The sequence below is a fragment of the Paenibacillus sp. HW567 genome (assembly GCF_000374185.1).
Classification (GTDB): domain Bacteria; phylum Bacillota; class Bacilli; order Paenibacillales; family Paenibacillaceae; genus Paenibacillus_AQ.
In genome coordinates this window covers 6,092,424-6,112,754 of sequence record NZ_KB910518.1, presented here as the reverse complement: position 1 = coordinate 6,112,754, position 20,331 = coordinate 6,092,424, and the positions used below count along the sequence as shown (strand labels likewise).

Annotated in this window: 21 protein-coding genes and 2 riboswitches; of the genes, 10 read left to right on the top strand and 11 right to left on the bottom strand. The window is 50.9% G+C overall.

Annotation, left to right across the window (positions count from 1 at the left end):
* Window positions 1–56 precede the first annotated feature (56 nt).
* Window positions 57–2,384, top strand: a complete 2,328-nt coding sequence (locus B212_RS0127175) for an ATP-binding protein (protein ID WP_019914433.1) — start codon at window positions 57–59, stop codon at window positions 2,382–2,384.
* Entirely contained in the window at window positions 2,374–3,075 is a 702-nt protein-coding gene (rluF, locus tag B212_RS0127170; protein WP_019914432.1) for a 23S rRNA pseudouridine(2604) synthase RluF, read from the top strand. Before B212_RS0127175 ends, rluF begins: the two co-directional genes overlap by 11 nt.
* Before the next feature lie 73 nt (window positions 3,076–3,148).
* On the opposite strand, the gene motB is transcribed toward rluF, so the two are convergent.
* Together motB and motA are read right to left on the bottom strand one after the other, a co-directional pair.
* Window positions 3,149–3,964 carry a flagellar motor protein MotB gene (gene motB / locus B212_RS0127165; protein WP_019914430.1) on the bottom strand — a complete coding sequence of 272 codons (816 nt, stop codon included), beginning with the start codon at window positions 3,962–3,964 and terminating at the stop codon, window positions 3,149–3,151.
* Window positions 3,948–4,748: a flagellar motor stator protein MotA gene (gene motA, locus B212_RS0127160; RefSeq protein WP_028531062.1), complete on the bottom strand. Its 801-nt coding sequence runs from the start codon at window positions 4,746–4,748 to the stop codon at window positions 3,948–3,950. Before motA ends, motB begins: the two co-directional genes overlap by 17 nt.
* Window positions 4,749–4,948: 200 nt before the next feature.
* On the opposite strand from motA, the gene B212_RS0127155 reads away from it, so the two are divergent.
* Window positions 4,949–5,242, top strand: a complete 294-nt coding sequence (locus B212_RS0127155) for a hypothetical protein (RefSeq protein ID WP_028531061.1) — start codon at window positions 4,949–4,951, stop codon at window positions 5,240–5,242.
* A 193-nt stretch (window positions 5,243–5,435) separates the two neighbouring features.
* Window positions 5,436–5,723 carry a 4a-hydroxytetrahydrobiopterin dehydratase gene (locus B212_RS0127150; RefSeq protein WP_019914427.1) on the top strand — a complete coding sequence of 96 codons (288 nt, stop codon included), beginning with the start codon at window positions 5,436–5,438 and terminating at the stop codon, window positions 5,721–5,723.
* Between the two features lie 40 nt (window positions 5,724–5,763).
* On the opposite strand, the gene B212_RS32575 is transcribed toward B212_RS0127150, so the two are convergent.
* The 6 genes from B212_RS32575 to B212_RS0127120 all read right to left on the bottom strand — a co-directional run bounded on the left by B212_RS32575 (window position 5,764) and on the right by B212_RS0127120 (window position 11,571).
* Window positions 5,764–6,051, bottom strand: coding sequence for a c-type cytochrome (locus B212_RS32575; protein WP_051128188.1), 288 nt, complete (start codon window positions 6,049–6,051; stop codon window positions 5,764–5,766).
* A gap of 112 nt (window positions 6,052–6,163) precedes the next feature.
* Entirely contained in the window at window positions 6,164–6,649 is a 486-nt protein-coding gene (locus B212_RS0127140) for a GNAT family N-acetyltransferase (protein WP_019914426.1), read from the bottom strand.
* Between the two features lie 190 nt (window positions 6,650–6,839).
* Window positions 6,840–7,331, bottom strand: a complete 492-nt coding sequence (locus B212_RS0127135; protein ID WP_019914425.1) for a C40 family peptidase — start codon at window positions 7,329–7,331, stop codon at window positions 6,840–6,842.
* Window positions 7,332–7,336: 5 nt separating this feature from the next.
* Window positions 7,337–7,479, bottom strand: a riboswitch (cyclic di-AMP (ydaO/yuaA leader).
* A 390-nt stretch (window positions 7,480–7,869) separates the two neighbouring features.
* Window positions 7,870–8,298 carry a C40 family peptidase gene (locus B212_RS0127130; protein ID WP_051128341.1) on the bottom strand — a complete coding sequence of 143 codons (429 nt, stop codon included), beginning with the start codon at window positions 8,296–8,298 and terminating at the stop codon, window positions 7,870–7,872.
* A 56-nt stretch (window positions 8,299–8,354) separates the two neighbouring features.
* A riboswitch (cyclic di-AMP (ydaO/yuaA leader) is annotated at window positions 8,355–8,494 on the bottom strand.
* 231 nt (window positions 8,495–8,725) lie between these two features.
* Window positions 8,726–9,556 carry a hypothetical protein gene (locus B212_RS0127125; RefSeq protein ID WP_019914423.1) on the bottom strand — a complete coding sequence of 277 codons (831 nt, stop codon included), beginning with the start codon at window positions 9,554–9,556 and terminating at the stop codon, window positions 8,726–8,728.
* A gap of 11 nt (window positions 9,557–9,567) precedes the next feature.
* Window positions 9,568–11,571 carry a M1 family metallopeptidase gene (locus B212_RS0127120; protein WP_019914422.1) on the bottom strand — a complete coding sequence of 668 codons (2,004 nt, stop codon included), beginning with the start codon at window positions 11,569–11,571 and terminating at the stop codon, window positions 9,568–9,570.
* A gap of 153 nt (window positions 11,572–11,724) precedes the next feature.
* On the opposite strand from B212_RS0127120, the gene B212_RS0127115 reads away from it, so the two are divergent.
* Entirely contained in the window at window positions 11,725–12,228 is a 504-nt protein-coding gene (locus tag B212_RS0127115; protein ID WP_019914421.1) for a YwhD family protein, read from the top strand.
* 99 nt (window positions 12,229–12,327) lie between these two features.
* Here B212_RS0127115 and B212_RS0127110 read toward each other — a convergent pair whose 3' ends face one another.
* Together B212_RS0127110 and B212_RS0127105 are read right to left on the bottom strand one after the other, a co-directional pair.
* Entirely contained in the window at window positions 12,328–12,792 is a 465-nt protein-coding gene (locus B212_RS0127110) for an AbrB/MazE/SpoVT family DNA-binding domain-containing protein (RefSeq protein WP_019914420.1), read from the bottom strand.
* Between the two features lie 327 nt (window positions 12,793–13,119).
* A complete protein-coding gene (locus B212_RS0127105; protein ID WP_019914419.1) occupies window positions 13,120–15,192 on the bottom strand; it encodes a transglycosylase domain-containing protein in 2,073 nt (690 codons plus the stop codon).
* A 209-nt stretch (window positions 15,193–15,401) separates the two neighbouring features.
* Between B212_RS0127105 and B212_RS32570 the strand changes: the two genes are divergently transcribed.
* The 3 genes from B212_RS32570 to B212_RS0127090 all read left to right on the top strand — a co-directional run bounded on the left by B212_RS32570 (window position 15,402) and on the right by B212_RS0127090 (window position 17,524).
* Window positions 15,402–16,580: a hypothetical protein gene (locus B212_RS32570; RefSeq protein ID WP_019914418.1), complete on the top strand. Its 1,179-nt coding sequence runs from the start codon at window positions 15,402–15,404 to the stop codon at window positions 16,578–16,580.
* A 262-nt stretch (window positions 16,581–16,842) separates the two neighbouring features.
* On the top strand, window positions 16,843–17,247 hold the full coding sequence (locus B212_RS32565; RefSeq protein WP_019914416.1) for an RNA polymerase sigma factor: 405 nt from the start codon (window positions 16,843–16,845) through the stop codon (window positions 17,245–17,247).
* A 52-nt stretch (window positions 17,248–17,299) separates the two neighbouring features.
* Entirely contained in the window at window positions 17,300–17,524 is a 225-nt protein-coding gene (locus tag B212_RS0127090) for a hypothetical protein (RefSeq protein ID WP_019914415.1), read from the top strand.
* A gap of 518 nt (window positions 17,525–18,042) precedes the next feature.
* On the opposite strand, the gene B212_RS0127085 is transcribed toward B212_RS0127090, so the two are convergent.
* On the bottom strand, window positions 18,043–18,453 hold the full coding sequence (locus B212_RS0127085) for a YjdF family protein (protein ID WP_019914414.1): 411 nt from the start codon (window positions 18,451–18,453) through the stop codon (window positions 18,043–18,045).
* A 297-nt stretch (window positions 18,454–18,750) separates the two neighbouring features.
* On the opposite strand from B212_RS0127085, the gene B212_RS0127080 reads away from it, so the two are divergent.
* Window positions 18,751–19,608: a carbon-nitrogen hydrolase family protein gene (locus tag B212_RS0127080; RefSeq protein WP_019914413.1), complete on the top strand. Its 858-nt coding sequence runs from the start codon at window positions 18,751–18,753 to the stop codon at window positions 19,606–19,608.
* 15 nt (window positions 19,609–19,623) lie between these two features.
* Window positions 19,624–20,292 (top strand): GNAT family N-acetyltransferase, encoded by a 669-nt coding sequence (locus B212_RS0127075; protein ID WP_019914412.1) that lies wholly within the window; start codon window positions 19,624–19,626, stop codon window positions 20,290–20,292.
* The last annotated feature ends 39 nt before the right edge of the window (window positions 20,293–20,331 follow it).

The window sequence follows — 20,331 nt, the reverse complement described above, 5'->3', positions numbered from 1 at the left end:
ATGTTTATTGAACACTCCGCTAGGATTTACCAGCGGATAAGAGGTGAAAAAACAGCTTGTCCATAAAAATAAAATTATCGGCAATTATTTTTGGTTCGGTGCTTCTAATTTTGGCGCTTACCTTTACCCTTAATCTTCATGCTGCCCGGAGCAATCTTCGAAATGAAAGTATAAACAACATGAAGATGACCGCCAAGCAAATTGCCGTTGCCGTCGAGCAGAGCAGTTACAGTTCTAATTATGTGCAGCACCAAATCGCCCAGAACCTCCGGATGACTGCTATCCTGGCCTCCAGGGAGCTTGATCCTGATATCAAGAATGTGAAGAGTGAGCAGCTACTGGCGCTTACTCATAAGCTTGGTGTGTCTAATATTTCACTTCTGGTCAAGACTGATGATGATATAGTAGTTGCCAAATCGTCAGATCCAAGTGAGCTTGGTCTGTCTACTAACGGCATGGGTTATTGGTATGTAGCTCTTCTTGAGCTGTTTACGGGTCAGGAGGTGTCGGTTGAGCAGGGAGAGAGCTTTGAGAATTTCTGGTCCGGACCGTTTGAATACTCGACCTCCAATCCGAAGTATATTGAGAAGTGGGGATACTATTATGATAAAGCAAGAAACTACATTATAGATCCTTACATTCGCAGTACAGCGGTGAGTGATTATATTAGAATCATGAATCCAGATGAGATCGTCCGGCAGTCCAAAGAGGTAAACCCGGGCATTCTGGAAATTACAGGCATCAATCCTAAAACCTTTGGTTCACCCAGCATGCAGCCGGATGGAAGCGATGCAGCCAATCAGAAGCTGAGAACCCGTCCCATTAAATATGGCACCTATACCTTTGGTAACGTGGAAGAGGATAAGGCGGCAGTTATGGAGGCGGTAAGCGGCGGTAAGCCGATCACACTGGATACACAAGCATTTGGTAAAAGAGTGCTCAAAAGCTTCATTCCGATTATGCAAGCGGGTACAGAGAATTATGTCATCAGTGTGGTTATGGATTATTCGGTCATTTCTTCCGTCATCAAGAAGCAGTTGATCAATAATGTCAGCACTTCAGTTATACTGCTTGTAGCCTTTTTTGTCGTGAGCTATGCTCTGGCGGGTATTGTTACCCGGCCGATTAAGGATATACTGGCAAAGGTAAACGATGTGGCCAGAGGCAGGTTCGAAACTCCGTTAAAAGTAGACAGCCGTGATGAGCTGGGGCAACTGGCCCACCGGATTAATGCCATGACCTCACATCTGCTGCAGCATACCAACCGGCTGGGGCAGACGCTGGAAGAGAACCGGGCAGTCAAGGAACGTCTGGAGTCGGTAATCAACGGTACCTCTGATGCCATTCATACGATGGATATGGATGGCCGGATTATCAGTACAAACCGGGCTTTTGAAGAGCTATACGGCTGGAGTGCGACCGATGAATTACCCAGGACGCCTTATCTGGTGCCTGCTACAGCCCAGAAGCAGGAAGAGACCAGGCTGAAGGAGCTGAAGAACGGAACAGTTCTGCCTCCACTGGAGACGATAAGGCTCAAACGTGACGGCTCGCTCGTTGAAGTTAGCGTCAGCACCTCGATTATCCGCGATGAGGAAGGAAAGCCACAGTCCTTTGTTCATGTATCGCGCGATATGACGGAACGGAACCGGATTGAGGAGCTGCTGAGACGTTCCGAGAAGCTGACTACAGTTGGGCAGCTTGCCGCCGGGGTTGCGCATGAAATCCGAAATCCGCTGACCACACTGCGGGGATTTCTGCAGCTTCAGCAGGAGAAAAAGGTTTTGGTGCCGCTTCATGTTGAGCTTATGCTCTCGGAACTGGAACGGATAAATCTTATTGTCAGTGAATTCTTGATTCTGGCCAAGCCCCAGGCCGTTCATTTTCAGCAGAAGGATGTTAGGCACATCCTTGGTGATGTGGTCTCTCTCTTGAGCAGCCAGGCGCATCTATTTGGAATAGAGTTCGAGACCAAGTTCTCCAAGCTGCCGGCAACAGTACACTGTGAGGAGAATCAGCTTAAGCAGGTATTCATCAATGTCGTCAAAAATGCGATTGAAGCTATGCCTGAAGGCGGCACAATTACACTGGAGCAGGACACGGTTGACGGTTATGTAATCATAGTGATTTCCGATGAGGGAGTAGGCGTTCCTGAGGAGATGCTGCCCAAGCTCGGTGAGCCCTTCTTCACCAACAAGGAGACGGGAACCGGACTCGGGCTGATGGTCAGCCAGCGGATTATACAGTCCCATAAAGGCAGTATGGAAATCCGCAGTGAATACGGATGTGGGGCTGAAGTTACAATTAAGCTGCCTGCGGCTGGCGAGGTTGCTCCCGGGCAGAGTATGAATGAAGAACGGAGTGAAGACATACATGAGGATTAATAAGTTCATCAGTGAGACAGGTTACTGTTCACGCCGTGAAGCAGACAAGCTGGTGGAAGGCGGCAGGGTTACGATCAACGGAGAGCGTGCTGTGCTGGGCAGCCAGGCCGAGACGGGGGATGAGGTGCGAATAGACGGCAAGCTTCTTGAAACGGGAAGCAAGGTGGTATACATCGCTCTGAATAAGCCTGTGGGTATCACGTCTACCACAGAAGCCCATATTCAGGGCAATATTGTCGATTTCGTTGGACATCATGAGCGGATCTTTCCGATCGGCCGGCTGGATAAAGATTCCGAAGGATTAATCCTGCTTACGAATGATGGGGATATCGTCAATAAAATATTGCGGGCGGAAGGCAAGCATGAGAAAGAATATATAGTCACTGTAGACCGCCCTATTACGCCGGCCTTTATTACGGGGATGTCGAGCGGCGTCAAAATACTCGGCGGGCGCACGCTGCCCTGTGAAGTGACGCGGGTGAGCGAGCGGGTCTTCCGCATTATTCTCACAGAAGGCAAGAACCGGCAAATCCGCCGGATGTGTACGGCGTTTGGGTATGAGGTCAGACGGCTGCAGCGCATTCGGATCATGAATATTCGTCTTGGAGCCATGAAAACAGGGCAGTGGCGTGAGCTGACTGTGCAGGAGAAGCAGGAGCTGGGAGCTAATCTGAACTACCAACTGCAGTAAGCAAAGAACAAAGAGCTGATCTGATGCTTAAGAAGACACTTCAGATCAGCTCTTTGTTCGATAGTACAACAATCTAATTGCCGGAAGTGGGAACGTTCGTGGTTTGTGTCGCATCCTGATATTTACGAAGGATGGATACTTCCACGCGGCGGTTCTTGGCACGGCCTTCAGGTGTAGCATTGGTAGCAATCGGATGATATTCACCATATCCGATTGGACTGAACTTCACCGGGTTCAAATTGGGATTCAGCAGCAGAATCTTCATGAATTGCAGCGAGCGTGCCACACTGAGATCCCAGTTGGAGGGGTAGCTGCTGTTGGAGATTGGAACGTTGTCCGTATGCCCCTGTACCAGCACTTCATAATCGGGAAATTCCTGCAGCATGTTCGAGATGGATTTCGCAAGCTGACGGGAGTCATCCTTAACGAATGCTTGCCCGGAAGCGAACAAAGCGTTGTCGCTGATGGTAATCATTAGCTGCGATTGATTCAGCTTGGTGCTGAGCAGATCGGTCAGCCCATTGTTCTTAATATACTGATCAAACTGCTTCTTCAGCTTCTCCAGATCCTCTTGCTCTTTCTGCTTGAGCTTGTTCAATTCGTTTTTTCCGGTATTATCGGACATCACATTGTTCATTTTTTCTTCTTTTCCCTGGTCAAGCTGGGTATTCGTAGGAGCATCTGATTTATATTCAAGCACTCCGCCTCCACCGGTAAATACGGATTTGAAGGCCTGGGCCATTTCTTCAAATTTCTTGGCATCTGTAGCGCTCATAGCGTACATAGCGAGGAACAAGGCGACCAGAAGGGTCATTAGATCCGAATAAGGCAATAGCCAGGATTCATCGGCATGCTCTTCGTGCTCCTCATGTCTAGTCTTTTTGCTCACTCGAAGCCCCCTCCTTGTCAGACAGCTTCGCGCGCTCAGAAGGTGTAAGGAAGACGGAAAGCTTCTGGTTGATGGCAATGGTTGATACCCCGGACTGGATAGATAGCAGTCCTTCCACCATCATTAGTCTGATCTCAATTTCGCCTTTGGAGAGCCGCTTCAGCTTGGTGGAAATTGGATGCCAAAGCACATAACCTGTAAAGATACCGACTATGGTGGCAATGAAGGCCCCCCCGATGGCGTGAGCCAGTTTCTCAACTGCACTCATATCGGAAAGTGCGGCAATCAGCCCGATAACGGCCCCGAGCACGCCAAGCGTTGGTGCGTACATACCTGCTTGTGAGAAAATCAGTGCACCGGCCTTATGCCGATCCTCTGTAGCGTGAATATCTTCCATCAGTACATCGCGGACAAACTCCTGGTCGTTACCGTCGATAATCATCCGCATGCCGTTTCGAAGGAAATTGTCTTCAATTTCATCGACCTTGGATTCCAGGGCAAGCAAGCCTTCACGGCGGGTAATAGAAGCCCATTCCATGAACATGCTGATCAGTTCCGTTTTACTGACCATTTTCTTTCTAACAAATATTATTTTGAACAATTTAGGGACTTTCTTGACTTCAGAGAAGGGGAAAGCCATAAATATTGATGCGGCTGTACCCAACAGAATGATTACGTAAGCTGCGGGTGCTCCCAAGGCAGCTAACGGCGCGCCTTTAAGAAACATCCCCCATACTATTGTAACGAAACCAAAAATCAAACCAAGTATTGTTGAAATTTCCATTTACGCACCTCGTCCATGAGAATTAGGAAGTGATCCGACTATACCGCGTGTATCATCCATGAACAGCGGTGGGACACTCTGTCTGACCAATAACGTATATTCTTATTTATCGACAGCATTCCCTTTTTTGTGAAGTCATTTTTTCGGCTATAATGAGTAGGGTAATATTATTCATCTGTGGAGAAAACGGAGTGATTGACGTGGGTGTGAAGCATGGCAGAGATTACAGCGAAATTTTGAGTGAACTGACAGAAGCGGTAGGAAGGATTTCGGACGGGTATTTATTTTTTGAGATGGAGCCTGAGGAGTGGCAGGAGCTGCCGCAGGAATCGAAGCTGGAGGTCTGGGAAGCGCTTGCCGAGGACCTGTTCTATGCCCTGGGCAATGAGCCGGTTATAGAGGTTGGCAGCGGTGTTGTGATCTACGATAAGGATACGCACCGGATTAACATTCTGCTTGGAGAAGAGGATTTGGCCTCGGTCCTTCTGGTCTAGGAGACAGGCTGCAGCCTGAGAGTGGTTTGCCCGCAGCCTTCGCATCGTGGTAAAATTGATGGAGCAGAGTACTATTTGCCGGGATTTATGAATACATTAAACCGAAAAAAAGCCTTCATCCTGGCGCATCCCTTGGACTTTATAAGCTGAGGGATGTTTTGTTTAATGCAAATCAAGTAAGGGAGGAAGAACATTGCAATTTACGGAGGAAGAGCTGCGGGAGCAGGTAGGCAAGCTGGAGGGCTGGAAGCTGGAGAAGAGTAAGATGGTGCGTAAATACGTGTTCAGTGAATATATGAAGGGCATTGCATTCGTGGATGAGGTAGCGGCCATATCGGAAGCCTTCGAGCACCATCCGCATATTACAATTGATTACAAGACCGTCACGCTGCGGCTGTCTGCAGATGAGGAATGCGGAATTACAGCGCTTGATATTCGTGAAGCTCATGAATTTAATGAAGCCTTTGAGAAGACCCGTTAGCATACTTAATCCAAGGGATAGCGTAGATTATTTTAAATTATTATATAAAATAATGCCCACGCATAGGAGCTGCTGCATCCTTGCTGGGCATTTTGTGTCTGCAGTGCAAAAAGCTATTTTTTCTCGGCAAGCCACCTGCGACATTCGCAATCTCCTCGGGTTTCAGCTTTTCTTTGAAGGAGGGCATTTGCCCGCGTCCCTTGGTTACGATACCGAAGATTCTCTCTGCATCATGCTTGCCGCCTTCTTGCTGGAGATCCGGTCCTACACCGCTGAAGCTGATCGCCGTGGCAGGTGATGCAATTGAGCTTAACCATTGACTCCGCACTCGCCGCATCCAGCTCGACCACCGGCATCGTCCCCTCCATGTAAGCTGCTTCCTACATTATACAAGAAGGTAAAGCGTTATCATAAAATTTGTGTCAAAAAAGTGAACGCTTTTATTTGTCATAGACCATGCAGTAAAATGGCTTGTCGCCAGTTGGGGTCCGGCGTTCATAGGTGTCGGTTATAGTGAACCCGCTTTTCTGGTAAGCACGGATGGCCCGCTGGTTCCAGGTCAGCACCTCAAGGTCAATCTCGCGCTCTGGATAACGGGCCCGGGCTGCCTTAACGACAGCATCTGTGAACAGATGTCCCATCCCTTGCCCGCACAGCTCGGGACGCATGCCAATGCCCAGCCGCACTACACCTTCCATAGGGAATAGCTGTGCAAATCCGCAAAGGGAGCCTTGCCCATTTACTATGGACACGTATTGTTCGCTTCGCAGCCGCGGATCACCGAATTCAATGCCCAAAGCCTGCATTTGCTCCCAGGGCATCCATCCGTAGATATTGTACGGGGGATTGTAATTCCATTCGCTGATTTCTGCGGCGTGTGTGACTTCCATAGGCACAACGTGAAAAGTTACCGGGGAACTCATCATAAGGCCACCGACCTCCTTTCAAGTCAACAAAACCTTGTTTATCTAATTATATACAATACAGTCTCTTTTCGATGCACAAACTTTAAGGGGGAGTTAATATATTGAAGGTAAGTATTTAATGTAGACAAAAAAACAAGCCCTCCTCCAAGATTTCGATAAAATCCTGGAGAAGAGCTTGCTTTATGACATTTTATTGTACATCGTCATTGTCTTGGGAATCGGAAGCTACGGCCTGATAAGCATCTGTGCTCATGATTCGTTTGGCGCCAACGTAGCGGTTAACGTAGTAGCTGTCATTCAGAGAACTAACAGTTACGCCGCGTTTGGACGATGCGTGTGCGAATTTGCCGTCACCGACATAAATGCCAACGTGGGATACGCCTCTTCCGTTTGTATTGAAGAATACAAGATCTCCCGGTCTGATATTGTCACGGGAAACGGTTGTGCCCATCTGATATTGGGAGCCGGACTGGTGTGGAAGGTTGATGCCGATCTTATCAAAAACGTACATTGTAAATCCGGAGCAATCAAAACCGTTTGTCGAGATACCGCCGGATACATATTTGGTTCCGATGGCCTTGTCGATAACTTGATCCATTTTGGAGTCCGCGAAAGCGCTTCCTGCTCCGATAGTAAGAACAATGGAAAAGCTCAGTAGTGCTGCTGCTAGCTTCTTCTTCAAAAGTAAATACCCCTTCCAAATGCCTACGAGGTTAGCTTAAGGGTTCGGTTGAAGGTCCCCTATGACCCCTCTGTGAATAGGAGGTCAATTCACCCAAAATCGGTTCCCCCGTTCCCCCAATGATTAGGGAACTCGGCACGACTGTTGATTAGGATTAGCTTACGGATCTATACATGACAAAACTTTTGTAAACTGTTTTGAATAATTACAAAAATGTTACTATCAACTCACTGCGATAATTGTAGCAAAGACGGAAGCAGTTGGCAATCACTAATAACATATTCTCGCATATTTTTTGCGATTTTTATGAGTTTAATTAATTATAAAGGGCTTACAATAACATATTAAGTTAGATTTACGCTAGATTTATTAACATACATAGCAAAAAGGTGATTCAAGGACCCTGGATACGTGTAAAAGGAATAATAAGGAAAGATAAAAGGGAAAAACCCGAAAGCCTGATTACGGCAATAATCAGCTTCCGGGTTCGTATAAGTTACATTTAGTTGTTAGAGGTTGTAATTGCCAGCGGGGGTATTCAATCGTAAGCGACAGCCTGATAAGATGTTGTGCTCATCACGCGTTTGGCGCCAACATAGCGGTTGGCCCAGTAGGCTTGGCTCATCGAAGTTATGGTCACACCGCGTGAACTGGAGGACTGTGCGAATTTTCCGTTGCCGACATAAATCCCGACATGGGAAATCCCACTGCCCAAAGTGTTGAAGAACACCAAGTCGCCCGAACGCAAATTGTCGCGGGAGACGGCAGTTCCGACCTTAAACTGCGCTTTCGATGTGCGGGGCAACGTAAGACCAATGCTTTTGAACACATAAGAGGTGAATCCGGAACAATCGAAGCCGGCAGTGCTGGTGCCTCCGGTTTTATATGTAGTTCCCAGTGTTTTTGTGATCACATTGTCCATTTTGGAATCGGCGAAAGCGCTGCCAGCTCCCAGTGTGAATACCATTGCCAGTCCTAGTACTGCTGCGGTGCATTTTTTCTTAAAATTGTGACTTTTCAAAGATGTACTCCTTCCAAGGCCGGCGAGGTTAGCTTAAGGATTCGGTAGAAGGTTCCCCTATGACCCCTCTAAAGCGAGATCAATTCACCCAAAAAAATGGTTCCCCCACTTCCCGGTGCAGGGAATTTGGCGTATTATGCACCGAACAGTGACAAATCGACAATCTGAAATGCTGTGAAGTCAAAATCAGATGTGACAAACATTTCTGCAAAGATTACAAAATTGTTACTAGTGGTACAGGCATCATTTTACCAGAGGGAATACCAATTTGCAAATAGGTAATATTTTCTGAACGCATAGATACACAAGAAAAGAGTCACGCTCTCCCTGAAGAAGCGGTGACTCTTGTTATTATGCCGGTCCGGCGGTGTAATTATTGTGGAAATGTTTTACTGCACCAGAGATGATATTGAGCGGCGGTCCCCCACATTTTGAACAGAATGGTTGGGAGGGGGGAGAGCTGCTTAAGCAAAAATGCAGGCAGTCCGGGGCTGAATATCGCTGACAATCCGCAAATTAACAGCACCGCCAGTCCTCCCGCACCCATCACCACGGATACGCCTACGGATGGCAGCAGTACTCTCAGGCAAACCAGCAGTGAGGACAAGATGCCTGTACCGGCGGTATAACCGAACAACATGTACAGCAGCAGCTTGCGAATAAAGAAAAGATAAATCAGCCAGGCAAGAATATAGGGAACGAGCTTGAACAGCATTTGATAATCAAGGATGCCATTTAGCAGAAGGCCGTACATTCTGGGGAGCAGCCAGTACAGAGGCAGGACCGAAAGCACCCATTCCGCCACGCTGAACAGCAGGACCGGGAGCCCGTACCTTCTCATACCCGGGAAAAAGAACAGTCCACGCTCCCCTTTGCGTTCCTGGTGCAGCTCATGCAGCAGTCCCGCGCGGATAAAGGGTGATACCAGCAGCCGCACTGCGCTAAGCAGGAGAAGCATCCACAGCCAGCGCCGCACATCAGGATCGTTGCCCAGAGCAAGCTGTCCCTCGATATAATACAGGAGTCTGCCTATTGCGCTGCCGCCCGCATTTTGATCGGGATAACGCAGCAGCACCGAGATGACAGCATCCTTGATGAACTTGTACATGAAATAGCTCCAGAACAGCCGGTAGATAAATAACAGAATCAGAATATAAAATTGCTCCTTCATGCTGTGCCAGCCGCGGGTTATCGCTCTCTTCACTATCCTTCACCTCACCAGACAAGAGTTCCGAGCAGGTTTTCAAGCAGATTAGTTATGCTAAGCGTCCAACGTGAGAGTGTAGCTGGCCGCAGCTCCGACAGTCTAAAGTTATTAAGATGCTTGCTCTCAAGCAGAATGGAATGTGCCGGATCAGTCTCTGCCGAGATAAGCGGTGCTTTGTAGGATAGCTGAATTGTAGTGTTCTTGGCTTCCCCGCTCCAATATTTTTGAACGGTGTATCCGTCCGAGAACATGAACTTTATGGGAACCTCCCCATAATGGCTGCCTTTGTTGCTGACTTCCACCGAAGACTCATAGCGAGGGGGTTCTGTTCCTGTTTTTTTCATGGCAATTGTGATGTTATCTACGGCAAAGTCAGGCGCACCGCCGCTGTAAATATATTGATCGAAGTAGGCTTGCCATGATTTTTTGGTCACCTTTTCTACAATTTTCTGAAAATCGGCGGTGGAAGGATGATGGAAACGGTATTTACGCGCGTAGGCGGACAGAATGCTGTCCATGGTTTTGGTGCCCACCTGCTTCTCCATATCCTTCAGCACCAGCTTGCCCCGGATATACACGTTGCGGGTGTAGGAATCATCTCCGGCATATTTCCAGGTCTCCAGATTAAGCGGCTGGGGCGAGGTCACCAGGCTGGTCTGCAGCGGAAGATTCGAGATTACTCCGTATTCTTGCTCCATCAGCCGGTCTTCCGCATAAGAGGTGAAGCTCTCGTCCAGCCAGGCTTCCTCAAATTCATTGTTCGCTACCATACCGTAAAAGAACTGATGCCCGATTTCATGGATAACCGTACGTTCAAGCTGGGTGCCCGGGTCATCGTCACCTGCAGCGGCAGCGGTGATAAGCGTGGGGTATTCCATCCCTCCGGCCCCATTCCCCCCTCTGGGAGGAACAACGATGCTGAGCGTCGAGTAAGGATAAGGGCCATACCATTTACTGAAGGTGCTCAGAGCAGCCTTGGCGGCCTGGAAATAACGCTCCTTCAGGTCTTTGTGCAACGGGTCCAGATAGAGCTTGATCCTTACACCAGGCACCTCAGCGGTGGAGAAGGCTTCTTCTGAGACCACAAAGTCGGGGGAGGCTGCCCAAGCGAAATCATGGACATCGTCGGCGTAGAACTGGTAGATCTTCCGATCCTGCTTCAGCCTGGGGTTTTTTACCGGAAAGCCTGTTGCGGCAACCGTATAGTTGGAGGGAACGGACAGAGTTACATTATAAATGCCAAAGTCGCTGTAGAACTCAGAGGTGCCGTGATATTGATGCAAATTCCAGCCCTCCTGCTTCACGCCGCGGGTACCGGCAGGCTCGTACACGCTGATTTTGGGGAACCATTGCCCTGCCATTACAAAATTGCCGGATACCCCCATGCGGGCGAATATTTTGGGCAACCGGACGTCAAATTTCAGCTTGAGTGTGACACTTTCTCCGCCGTTAACCGGCTGCGGGAGGTGTACTTTTACCAGCGTTTTGTCATCCACATTGCCGTCATCCGGCTGAACATATTGCAGCCGCTGCATGAGCGAGATGCCCTCTGAGGTCCGCAGGTCGGTTAAGGTCATACTGCCATAGCCGTTTGCGGGCATGGCATCTCCGCGAAGCTTCCCTCCGGACTCCTTCATGAACGTGGTATCTTTAGATGCGAAGGCATTGGGGTACAAGTGAAAGTAAAGGTCTTGTACCGGTTTTTGACCGGGGTGGGTCCAGGTTATCGTCTCAGACGCCTGCAGCAGCCCCGAGTCCGGAATAAGCTGCGCCTCGATATGATACTCTGCTATCCGCTCGCTTAAGGCCTCCGAGACAGGGAGCGGCTTACTTTCGGGGAGAATGGGCTGTAGCGTTTTGGTCTGTGCGGCTGCGGGGGACTTGGCCTCTTTTGGAACAGCGGCTGATACGGCAGGGCTGTGCCCTGAGAGAGCCCAGATTGCGCTGCCCAGCAGGATGAGGGCGGCCAGGGCTGCGAAGATGAGGGTGTACCTTAATGACAGTGGCTTCATACTGTGATTCCTCCCGTGACAAGCATCTACGGGATGTATATGTTTGCATTCGCCGCATTATTAGCTAAAATTAAATTATATAAGATGAACTTGAGTTTGAGCCTGACATTCTCAAATTCACGTTCTATTAGTGAAAGGGAAGGAAGTGCACTTGTGGATAACAACCAACCGGAGGGCAAGAAGCCGATAGCTCTAAATATCGTGAATGCCAAGAGCAAGCATAAAGGCTTCGGCGCAGGCTCCATTGACTTGAATAATGTTTCGCCGGTTATTATTGACGGTGGTGAAGCTGTTATTGATATCGGTGCCATGCATGCCAAGAGCAAGGTAGAGAAAGGAATTAAGTTCAGTGCGAACCGGGAGGATGTTCCGGATGGCAGACAGGTCTGGGTTGTATGGGTAGCGGTGGACCGTACACCGGAAGGACAATCCTATGGAGGAATTACCGCCTGCGAAATGTGGATTGACACTGAGGCCCGGCGCGGCTGGAAAATTCTTGCGGATCATGTGAATAAGCTGGATTCAGCCCTGAAGCGGAGAATCATTCTGGAGGGACTGGGAACCGCAGAGAAAGCTGCGCTGAAGTCGCTGCTGATCGCTCACAATGAAGATTGGTGGAACGGCTCGTCAGAAGAACTGAAGGCGGCTTTGTCTTAAGGAATGAATTTCACACTATGAATTTAAAAACGGCCAAGTTCTCCTGCAAGCTGGAGGGACTGGCCGTTTGGTATGAAGGTAACAGTGTGCCTGACCTGTCTAGGATCTGCTGAGTTTGCGTTTTAGCTGGCTAACCCGGGCCTGGCTGATGCCAAGAACCTCGGCGAGCTCCTTCTGGTTGGCGTAGGGATGCTCCTCGATGGCCTTCTCCAGACGTTGGCTCATTTCTTCTGTCTTTGTCCGCCGGCCTCCACGGCCGGGTTCGGGACGGTCTTCTGCGGCAATCAGCGGCTGCGTGATCTCTTCGTTAGTACGATCCGGGTTGCCAAGCTCCTTCAGACAGTTGTTACAGATGAACTGCTCCTTATAGTAGGTCACGTGATCAAGGCTTCTGCAAAACGTACATTCGGTTGAGGTGTACTTTCTGAGCACAATAATTTCGTCATCCAAAATAAAAAATTCGATAGGATCCCCAATGTCGATATTTCGTGTCATGCGGATTTCTACGGGAACCACAATTCTACCAAGACTGTCTAAACTCCGGATCATGCCTGTATCCTTCATCCCATGTCCCTCATTTACATCTTTATATTTTTTGTGGATATCTATGATTATAGCAGTAATTGTAAGTCAAGAGAACGGGTAAGCGCATTCAAATATTGAGTTTTTTTGTCAAAAAAGGAAAAACATGACGTAATTTAAAACCTCTCCGTTCAGGAAGTCCGAATGGAGAGGTTAATTAGGGTTCTCTTGTCTTTACCCAATATAGGGCCTCCGAAACAGCGGAGGCCCTTTTATGTCAGCCCGGATGACACCTCTGTGTCTGAAACGGCACCTGATTGTGTCCTCATTATTCATAGCAGCGCAAGGAGGCCAGCAGAGCAACCGGGATCAGTTCAGCCACCAGCGCTTGATCTCGCTCCACAGAGAACGGTTCTCCTTGGAGGCAGCGGGTTCGCCGCCAGTGCCTTCCTTGGCAGGTTGGGCAGGGCTGCCCGCACCGTGCTGGTCGCAATATTCGGTAGGCTCTGTTCCGCTAATAAAGGTTTCCAGTTCTTTGTCAGGACAAGCCGCGGTTGCCAGCTTCCCGGACTCCGGGTTGATATAGACGCTAATAACATCATCAGGAATCGGGAAAATTTTTGGCGGAACGTTCTCCAGCGCTTTCTCCGTGAACTGGGCGAAGATGGGCGCAGCGCGGCGTCCATCCGCCGTGGCGATATCCCGGCCCTTGTCATAGCCGACCCAGACGGCTGTTGACAGCTCAGGAGTGAACCCGACCATCCAGCCATCGGTATCGGTAGTGCCGGTCTTGCCGGCCACCGGCCGTTTGATAATTGAAGCTACACGGTTGCCCGTTCCGCCGCTCTCGAAGACCCCTTCCATCAGCCGGGTCAGCACATAGGCCGCCGCCGGTTCTACAACCTTCTCCCCTTGCGTCTCAGGGGCTTCATATAGAAGCCGTCCCTTGGCATCGGTAATTTTCAGGATGGCTGTAACCGGCTGTTTCATGCCGCTGCCGCCAATGACGGCGAAGGCTGAGGCCATCTCCAGCGGACTGACCGGGGAGGTGCCTAAGGCCAGGGAGGGCACACGCTGCAGCGGGCTGCCGATCCCCATCTTGGCTGCCATCTCGGCGACCTTGTCCGCACCTATTTTCATAATCGTGTTCACGGCATAAATGTTGTCGGAGGCGGCAATCGCCTGCCGCATATTAATCTCTCCGAGATACTTGTCGCCGAAATTCCGGGGCTGATAGGTTTTGCGGTCATTATCATAATGGAACAGCGTCGGCTGGCTGTTGAAGACGGACAATCCGGTCATGCTCTTGGAGGACAGCGCCGTCAAGTACATAATGGGCTTGAAGGACGACCCCGGCTGGCGCGTGGTGGCCAGCGCATGGTTGAACTGGTTGTTGCGGTAGTTTTTACCCCCCACCATAGCTTTGATATAGCCTGTGCGGGGATCTATCGAGACGAGAGCGGTCTCCAGCTCACTGCCAGGGTCCATCCCTTTGTTGACGGCATCCTCGGCTGCCTGCTGCATATCGGGGTCCAGAGTTGTATACACGCTCAGTCCGCCCTGGTCCAGCTCATCCGCGCTGATGTGCAGGGAATCAATAACCAGACTGCGCACATAATCGCGGAAATAGGGTGCGGTAACGGTGGCGTTCTTTTCCCCCTGGGGTTTGAAGCTCAGGTTCTCTTGCAGGGCAGCGTTCGACTGTGCCGGCGTAATATCGCCTATTTCCGTCATTGCCGACAGAATGATCTTCTGCCGTTTCTTGGCATTGTCCATATGGGTGTAAGGGGAATAATAGGTCGGCCCCTTGGGGATTCCGGCAAGCATGGCGCTCTCGGCCAGATCCAAATCGGCAGCCGTTTTGCCAAAATACATTTGAGAGGCGGCTTCTATGCCATAGGCTCCGTGACCGTAATAAATTTCATTTAAATACATATTCAGAATGTCGTCCTTGCTGTATTTCATCTCAAGCTGCATCGTATAGAGAGCTTCCTTGGCCTTGCGCGTCCATGTCTTCTCATGGGTCAGATACAGATTGCGCGCAAGCTGCTGGGTTAAGGTGCTGGCCCCCTGGGTGCGGTCTCCCGCCTCCAGATTGGCTAGTACGGCCCGGCCCATGCCCTTCAAATCGAAGCCTGAATGTTCGTAGAATTTCCGGTCCTCTACTGCAAGTGTAGCTTGTATGAGCAGCGGTGAAATTTGCTTGAGGGTTACGGGAGTGCGGCTGCGTCCGTCCGTGGTGAAGGTGGTCAGTACGTTCCCTCTGGAATCGAGCAGCTTGGAGCGGATGGCATCGGCGATTGGGGGAAGGTCTTTCTGGTATAAGTAGCCGAGCAGCGCCCCTGCCCCCAGCACAGCAAGCAGTACCATAGCAGCAAGCAGCCGGAACAGCCGGCGGAGGCGGCGTTTGGGTTGTGGAGATTTAACAGAATCGCGCGGCATGGCATCAGGCTCCCTTTCGTTGTACTTGTCCATTCTCATTATGGGGAAGGAAAAGGGCAGATATTCATGTTAGGCGCATGCGCCGGGCGGGCGGTAACCAAATTGTTTTCTTTTTGTGACCTTATCCGGGTAGATAGAAGGGCAGATGGGGCAGTATAACAGAGTAGTGTCTATAGAAAAGGGTATATATAATCCAGGAGGTGTTCATCATGAATTGGACAAAAAAACTGCACCATCGGACGTTAACGCTCCTGTCAGCCGGGCTTCTGGCGGTTTCCGCCTGGGGAGCGGCAGCGCTGCCTGCCCAAGCAGCGGCGAAGGCAGCGCCATGCGGCACCGGTGATCATGGATTGCTGCAGCAGCTTCAAGCGCAGCACTCTGCAACTGAATCAGCACCGCTTAGCTTTTCTGACATTCAATTTCTAAATGCCGATATAGGCCGTGCCGCCGGCAATGGATTTATGATTGGAACCTCGGATGGCGGCTGCCATTTTCAAGAGATCTATCAAGGGCCGTGGAGCTTCAAGCAGATTGATTTTCCCGATAACGTAAGGGGCTGGGCGCTGGCTTCAGCACAGGATACAGGTCAGAACTCTCTTATTGCCACCACAGACGGCGGCTCGACCTGGAAGCGGCTGCCCGGTACGGTGCCGGCTTTTGAACGGATTGACTTTAAGGATAGTAAGCAAGGCTTCGGGTATAGCCGGACCTCTGCGTACTACACCAAGGATGGCGGGCTTAGCTGGAGCCAGATCCCGACTCCGAAGAATACTCGCGGGGCCGAGTTCACCAGCCGCAGCAGCGGCTGGGCGGTTGTGGTTGCACCGGGAGCCGGATACCAGGTCATGAAAACGACAGACGGAGGGGCCAAATGGCAGCTTTCGCTGAAATCCTCTTTTGCCGAGCCTGAAAGTGGACGGATATATGCAAGCGGCGATCAAGTGTATGCCCTGCTGTACGGGGGAACGGGGATGTCGCAGACCTCCTATTCGCTCTATGCCAGCAGCAATAAAGGCAGAAGCTGGAGCCGCGTCATCGCCCAGGATACCGCAGGCGGCGGCCCTGCGCCGGGCAGCGGTCCGGCGCAGCTCAAGAGCGGTCCGGCCTCCGGCAAACCAGGCAATATGGTGCTGGTCGGAAGCAAAGCTGCCTTCCTGGCAGGCTTCTCTCCCGCAGCAGAAAAGGTAGCGGTTGGCCGCTCCTATAACGCCGGTAAGCAGTGGACCAACCTCCCGTCCATTCCGGGGTATGACAACATCATCTCCTTCACGAGTGTCAAAGAAGGCTGGATGGCCGTTAGAGGACAGAACACCTCCTCCCTATATGCTACGGAGGATGGCGGCTCGACCTGGAAGCTGAAATTTGCTTTTAAGGGAACGGAGCAATAGGCAGCACAATCTTCGATTGAATATTCTTTAGGCAGAAGCGGCTCCATGCAGAGGAGCCGCTTTTTGGCGTGTTGCCATTGGAGTACTCCTCTCTGGAAATAAAAGGCGAACCTGGAGCCTGTATAGAAAGTCTTATTTACATCCGCCATGTATGGAGGGGTGGGCCACGTTTCTTGAGAGGTGAGTATATGGGGGATAAAGAGCTATGTGAGACTTATAAAGAGAGTGTCTATAGAGTCTGCCGCTACCTGCTGCACAATGTGTGTCCGATGCGGAGGACGTCTGCCAGGAGGTTTTTGTTAAGGCGCTGCTTGCTGACCGGTCCGGGGTGAAGAACATGAAGGCCTGGCTTATACGGATTGCCGTTAATGAGAGCAAGTCCCTGCTTAGCAGGAGGGCTAAAGGCCGGGATAAGGAGCGGAGTCTTTTTTTGAGTGAGCGGACGGTGCTAGAGAATCCTGTAGAGACTGCGGCAGAACAGCATGAGCTGTCGCGGCAGTTCGATATTATGTTCGGCCGGCTTCCCTTGAAAATAAGGCAGGTCATGACGCGCGGCCGGGATCTGGCGTTGTATCTGTCCGGCGCAGTGAGGGGGGAGCGTAACCTGATCTTGAACTGGTCCAGGCTGCCTAATCCGGCGAAGGAGAAGCAGCGGGCTTGCCCTTAAGCTGAGTAACGGCAATGTGATAGAGTACACGTATTTTCAGGAAGGGAACGATTTGTATATTCAAACAAAAGCTCCTCAAACCATCCATATTATGTATGGAACAGTGTTAAAGGTAAACGGGCAGCTTGTCCATCCTGATCCCGGCGACTCCTGGTTCTCAGCGGAATACAATCGCCGGACGGGTCATTATACAGGAATACCGGCAAAGGCCGTGATTGAAATTAATCCGGGTTCTTACGGAGTGCTCGATCCTTCCGGAGATGTGTCAAGCTGCTGAATGGCACAGCATCAGGTCTAAATCGGTGGCTTAGGACGGAGCCTCTGTGGTTTGGGGAGAGGGGAATTCGTTGTATCCATCCTCCTGTTCCTTGCGGACCGTAAGGCCCTTATGCTCCCGAAAGGATACATTTGCCCGTTCTAGCGGACCGTAAGGTCCTTATCGCCTCTTCGGCAGATATATTTAGGATGAATGGCCGCCCATAACGGCGCTGGAGTCCGTTCACTTGCGGAAAAAGGACTTTCAGTATAGATAAGAGCGGCTCAGTCCGTAACAAACGGGCAGACTCTTCCGATCAGGAGATGACGCTATTCGCGGGGCCGGATACGCCTGCAGCGCGATCTCTAAGCCATAATTCATTTGGCGGCGAACCATTTGAACTCTAACATTTAGACGCTGATGATTTACTAGTGAGCCACAAGAGAGGCACTTTGAGAAAAAAGTGACCTCCTGTGGGTCCTTTGTGTTTCTTAACCAAGGCAACGGAATAGGAGCGGATACGGTTGTCCTGGCGTTAATTATCGTCCGCGATGCTTGTCCTTCGCTTTCTGCCGGGCGATTTCCCGCTTCTTCAGGGCAAGCTCCTCCCGGGCAGCCTTGTTTCGCCGGACCGACGCTGCCCCGCGTTTTTCCTGCTCCAGCTTGATAGCCTGCTGGCTGAATGTGCTGCCGCCTGAGCCGCGCGATTCTTTGGCCGCTGCGCGCGCCCTGCGCTTGGGATTGCGGATTACCGCGGCCGCCTTGCCTGTGGCAACGCCACAGCTTAACCCTTCGGCGACCTCCAGCAGCCGGAACCGGACAAAATCCATAATCTCCTCCTGTGACGGTTCGCTTCCAAACACATAACGCCCGGCCTTGACTACACCATCTTCCGTTAGCTCAACAATTCCCACCCAAAAAGGCTCTTCGAAAAATACCGTTAACTTCACCGGTATTCCCCCTCTCAATAGTAATTAAGAAACGAGGGACATCCCGAGGGGGAAGGCTACTGACACGGAATACTCAAGAGAACGCGTGACCTCATTCGCACCGCTACTGAACGTTTTCTCCGTGTGTCCGGACTACCGACCGGAGCTGTGTTTTTACGTTTCCCCATTATTTTACCTTAAGTTTCCATAAAAGGGTATATGGCAGTTCCTCCATATGTGAATTTGTGGTCTGTTATGGTAAAATTTTAGGTACTTTATTATTAGAACGCCTATATCACGCTTAGGAGGACTGCTGAAATGGCCTTTCGTGTATCCGCAGTACAATATCATTTGCATACCATCGCCTCCTTCGGGGAGTTTGCCGCCCAGTGCGAGCATTATATAAAAACTGCCGGGGAGTTCGGCACCGATTTTATCCTCTTTCCTGAATTTTTGACGACACAGCTCATGTCTATTGGCAATGAACAGGGCAAAGCGCTCAGCATCGAAGACCTGCCGCAGTTTACAGACCGTTACCGCGAAATGTTCTCCGATTTTGCCAAGAAATATGCCGTGCACATTATCGGCGGGACCCATGTGCTGCGCAGAAACGATAAGCTGTATAATGTAGCGCATCTGTTCTATCCGGACGGCAGGATTGCCGAGCAGGCCAAGCTGCACATTACACCGGCTGAAGTGGAAGGCTGGAACATGGGCGGGGGAGAGGGGCTGGAGGTGTTCCAGACGGACAAAGGGACCATCGCCATGCTGACCTGCTATGATATCGAGTTTCCTGAGATTGTGCGCATGGCCCGGGCCAAGGGAGCGGATGTGATTTTCTGCCCTTCGTGTACGGATGACCGCCACGGCTTCCACCGCGTAAGATACACAAGCCATGCCCGTGCCATTGAAAATCAAATCTACGTTGTGCTGACAGGAACCGTAGGCTCACTGCCAACCGTCGATCTGATGCGGGCCAACTTCGGGCAGGCGGCAGTCATTACACCTAATGATATTCCCTTTCCGCCGCAGGGACTGCTGGCTGAGGGCGAGATCAACGATGATATGATTATTACCGCCGATCTCGATCTGGAGCTGCTGTACCGTGTCCGCGAACGCGGGTCGGTAACCACATGGCGGGACCGCAGAACGGATTTGTATACCGACTGGGCGTAAGGAGGCCGAAGAGGCATGTATTACAAGATATTTTATGCTTTTGACGGAAAAATTCCGGTGCCTGCGGTCATCCGCGGCTATACGGAGGCTGACTTTGCAGAACTGATTACGATTCAGTCTGAGGCATTTCCGCCCCCATATCCTGCTGAATTGTGGTGGAACCGGGAACAGCTAGGCAATCATGTGGCGCTTTTTCCGGAAGGGGCATTATGTGTGGAAGTGAACGGGGAACTGGCCGGGTCGGTAACCGGGCTGAAGATCCATTTTGACCCTGAGGCCCCGGCTTCACATCATACCTGGTCTGAGGTTACGGCGGACGGATATCTCACGACGCACCAGCCGGACGGGAACACGCTGTATATTGCCGATTTGTGCGTTCGTCCCAAGCACCGCAAGCTGGGGCTGGGTAAAGAGCTGGTGCAGTCGCTCTACCACGCTGTGGTGGAGCAGAGGCTGGAGCGGCTGCTGGGTGCGGGCCGAATGCCCGGGTATCACCTCCAAGCCTCCCGCATGACGGCGGAAGAATATCTGGCTGGCGTGACCGCCGGCAAATGGTCCGATCCGGTGATTACCTTCCTCCTGCGCTGCGGACGGACGCCGCTCGGGGTGGTGGCCGGTTATCTGGAAGACGAGGAGTCGGGCAATTACGCTGCGCTGATGGAGTGGCGGAATCCTTTTCTATAAGTAAAGAATTCAATTTCGGAACCGGAGGAGATCCTTGAT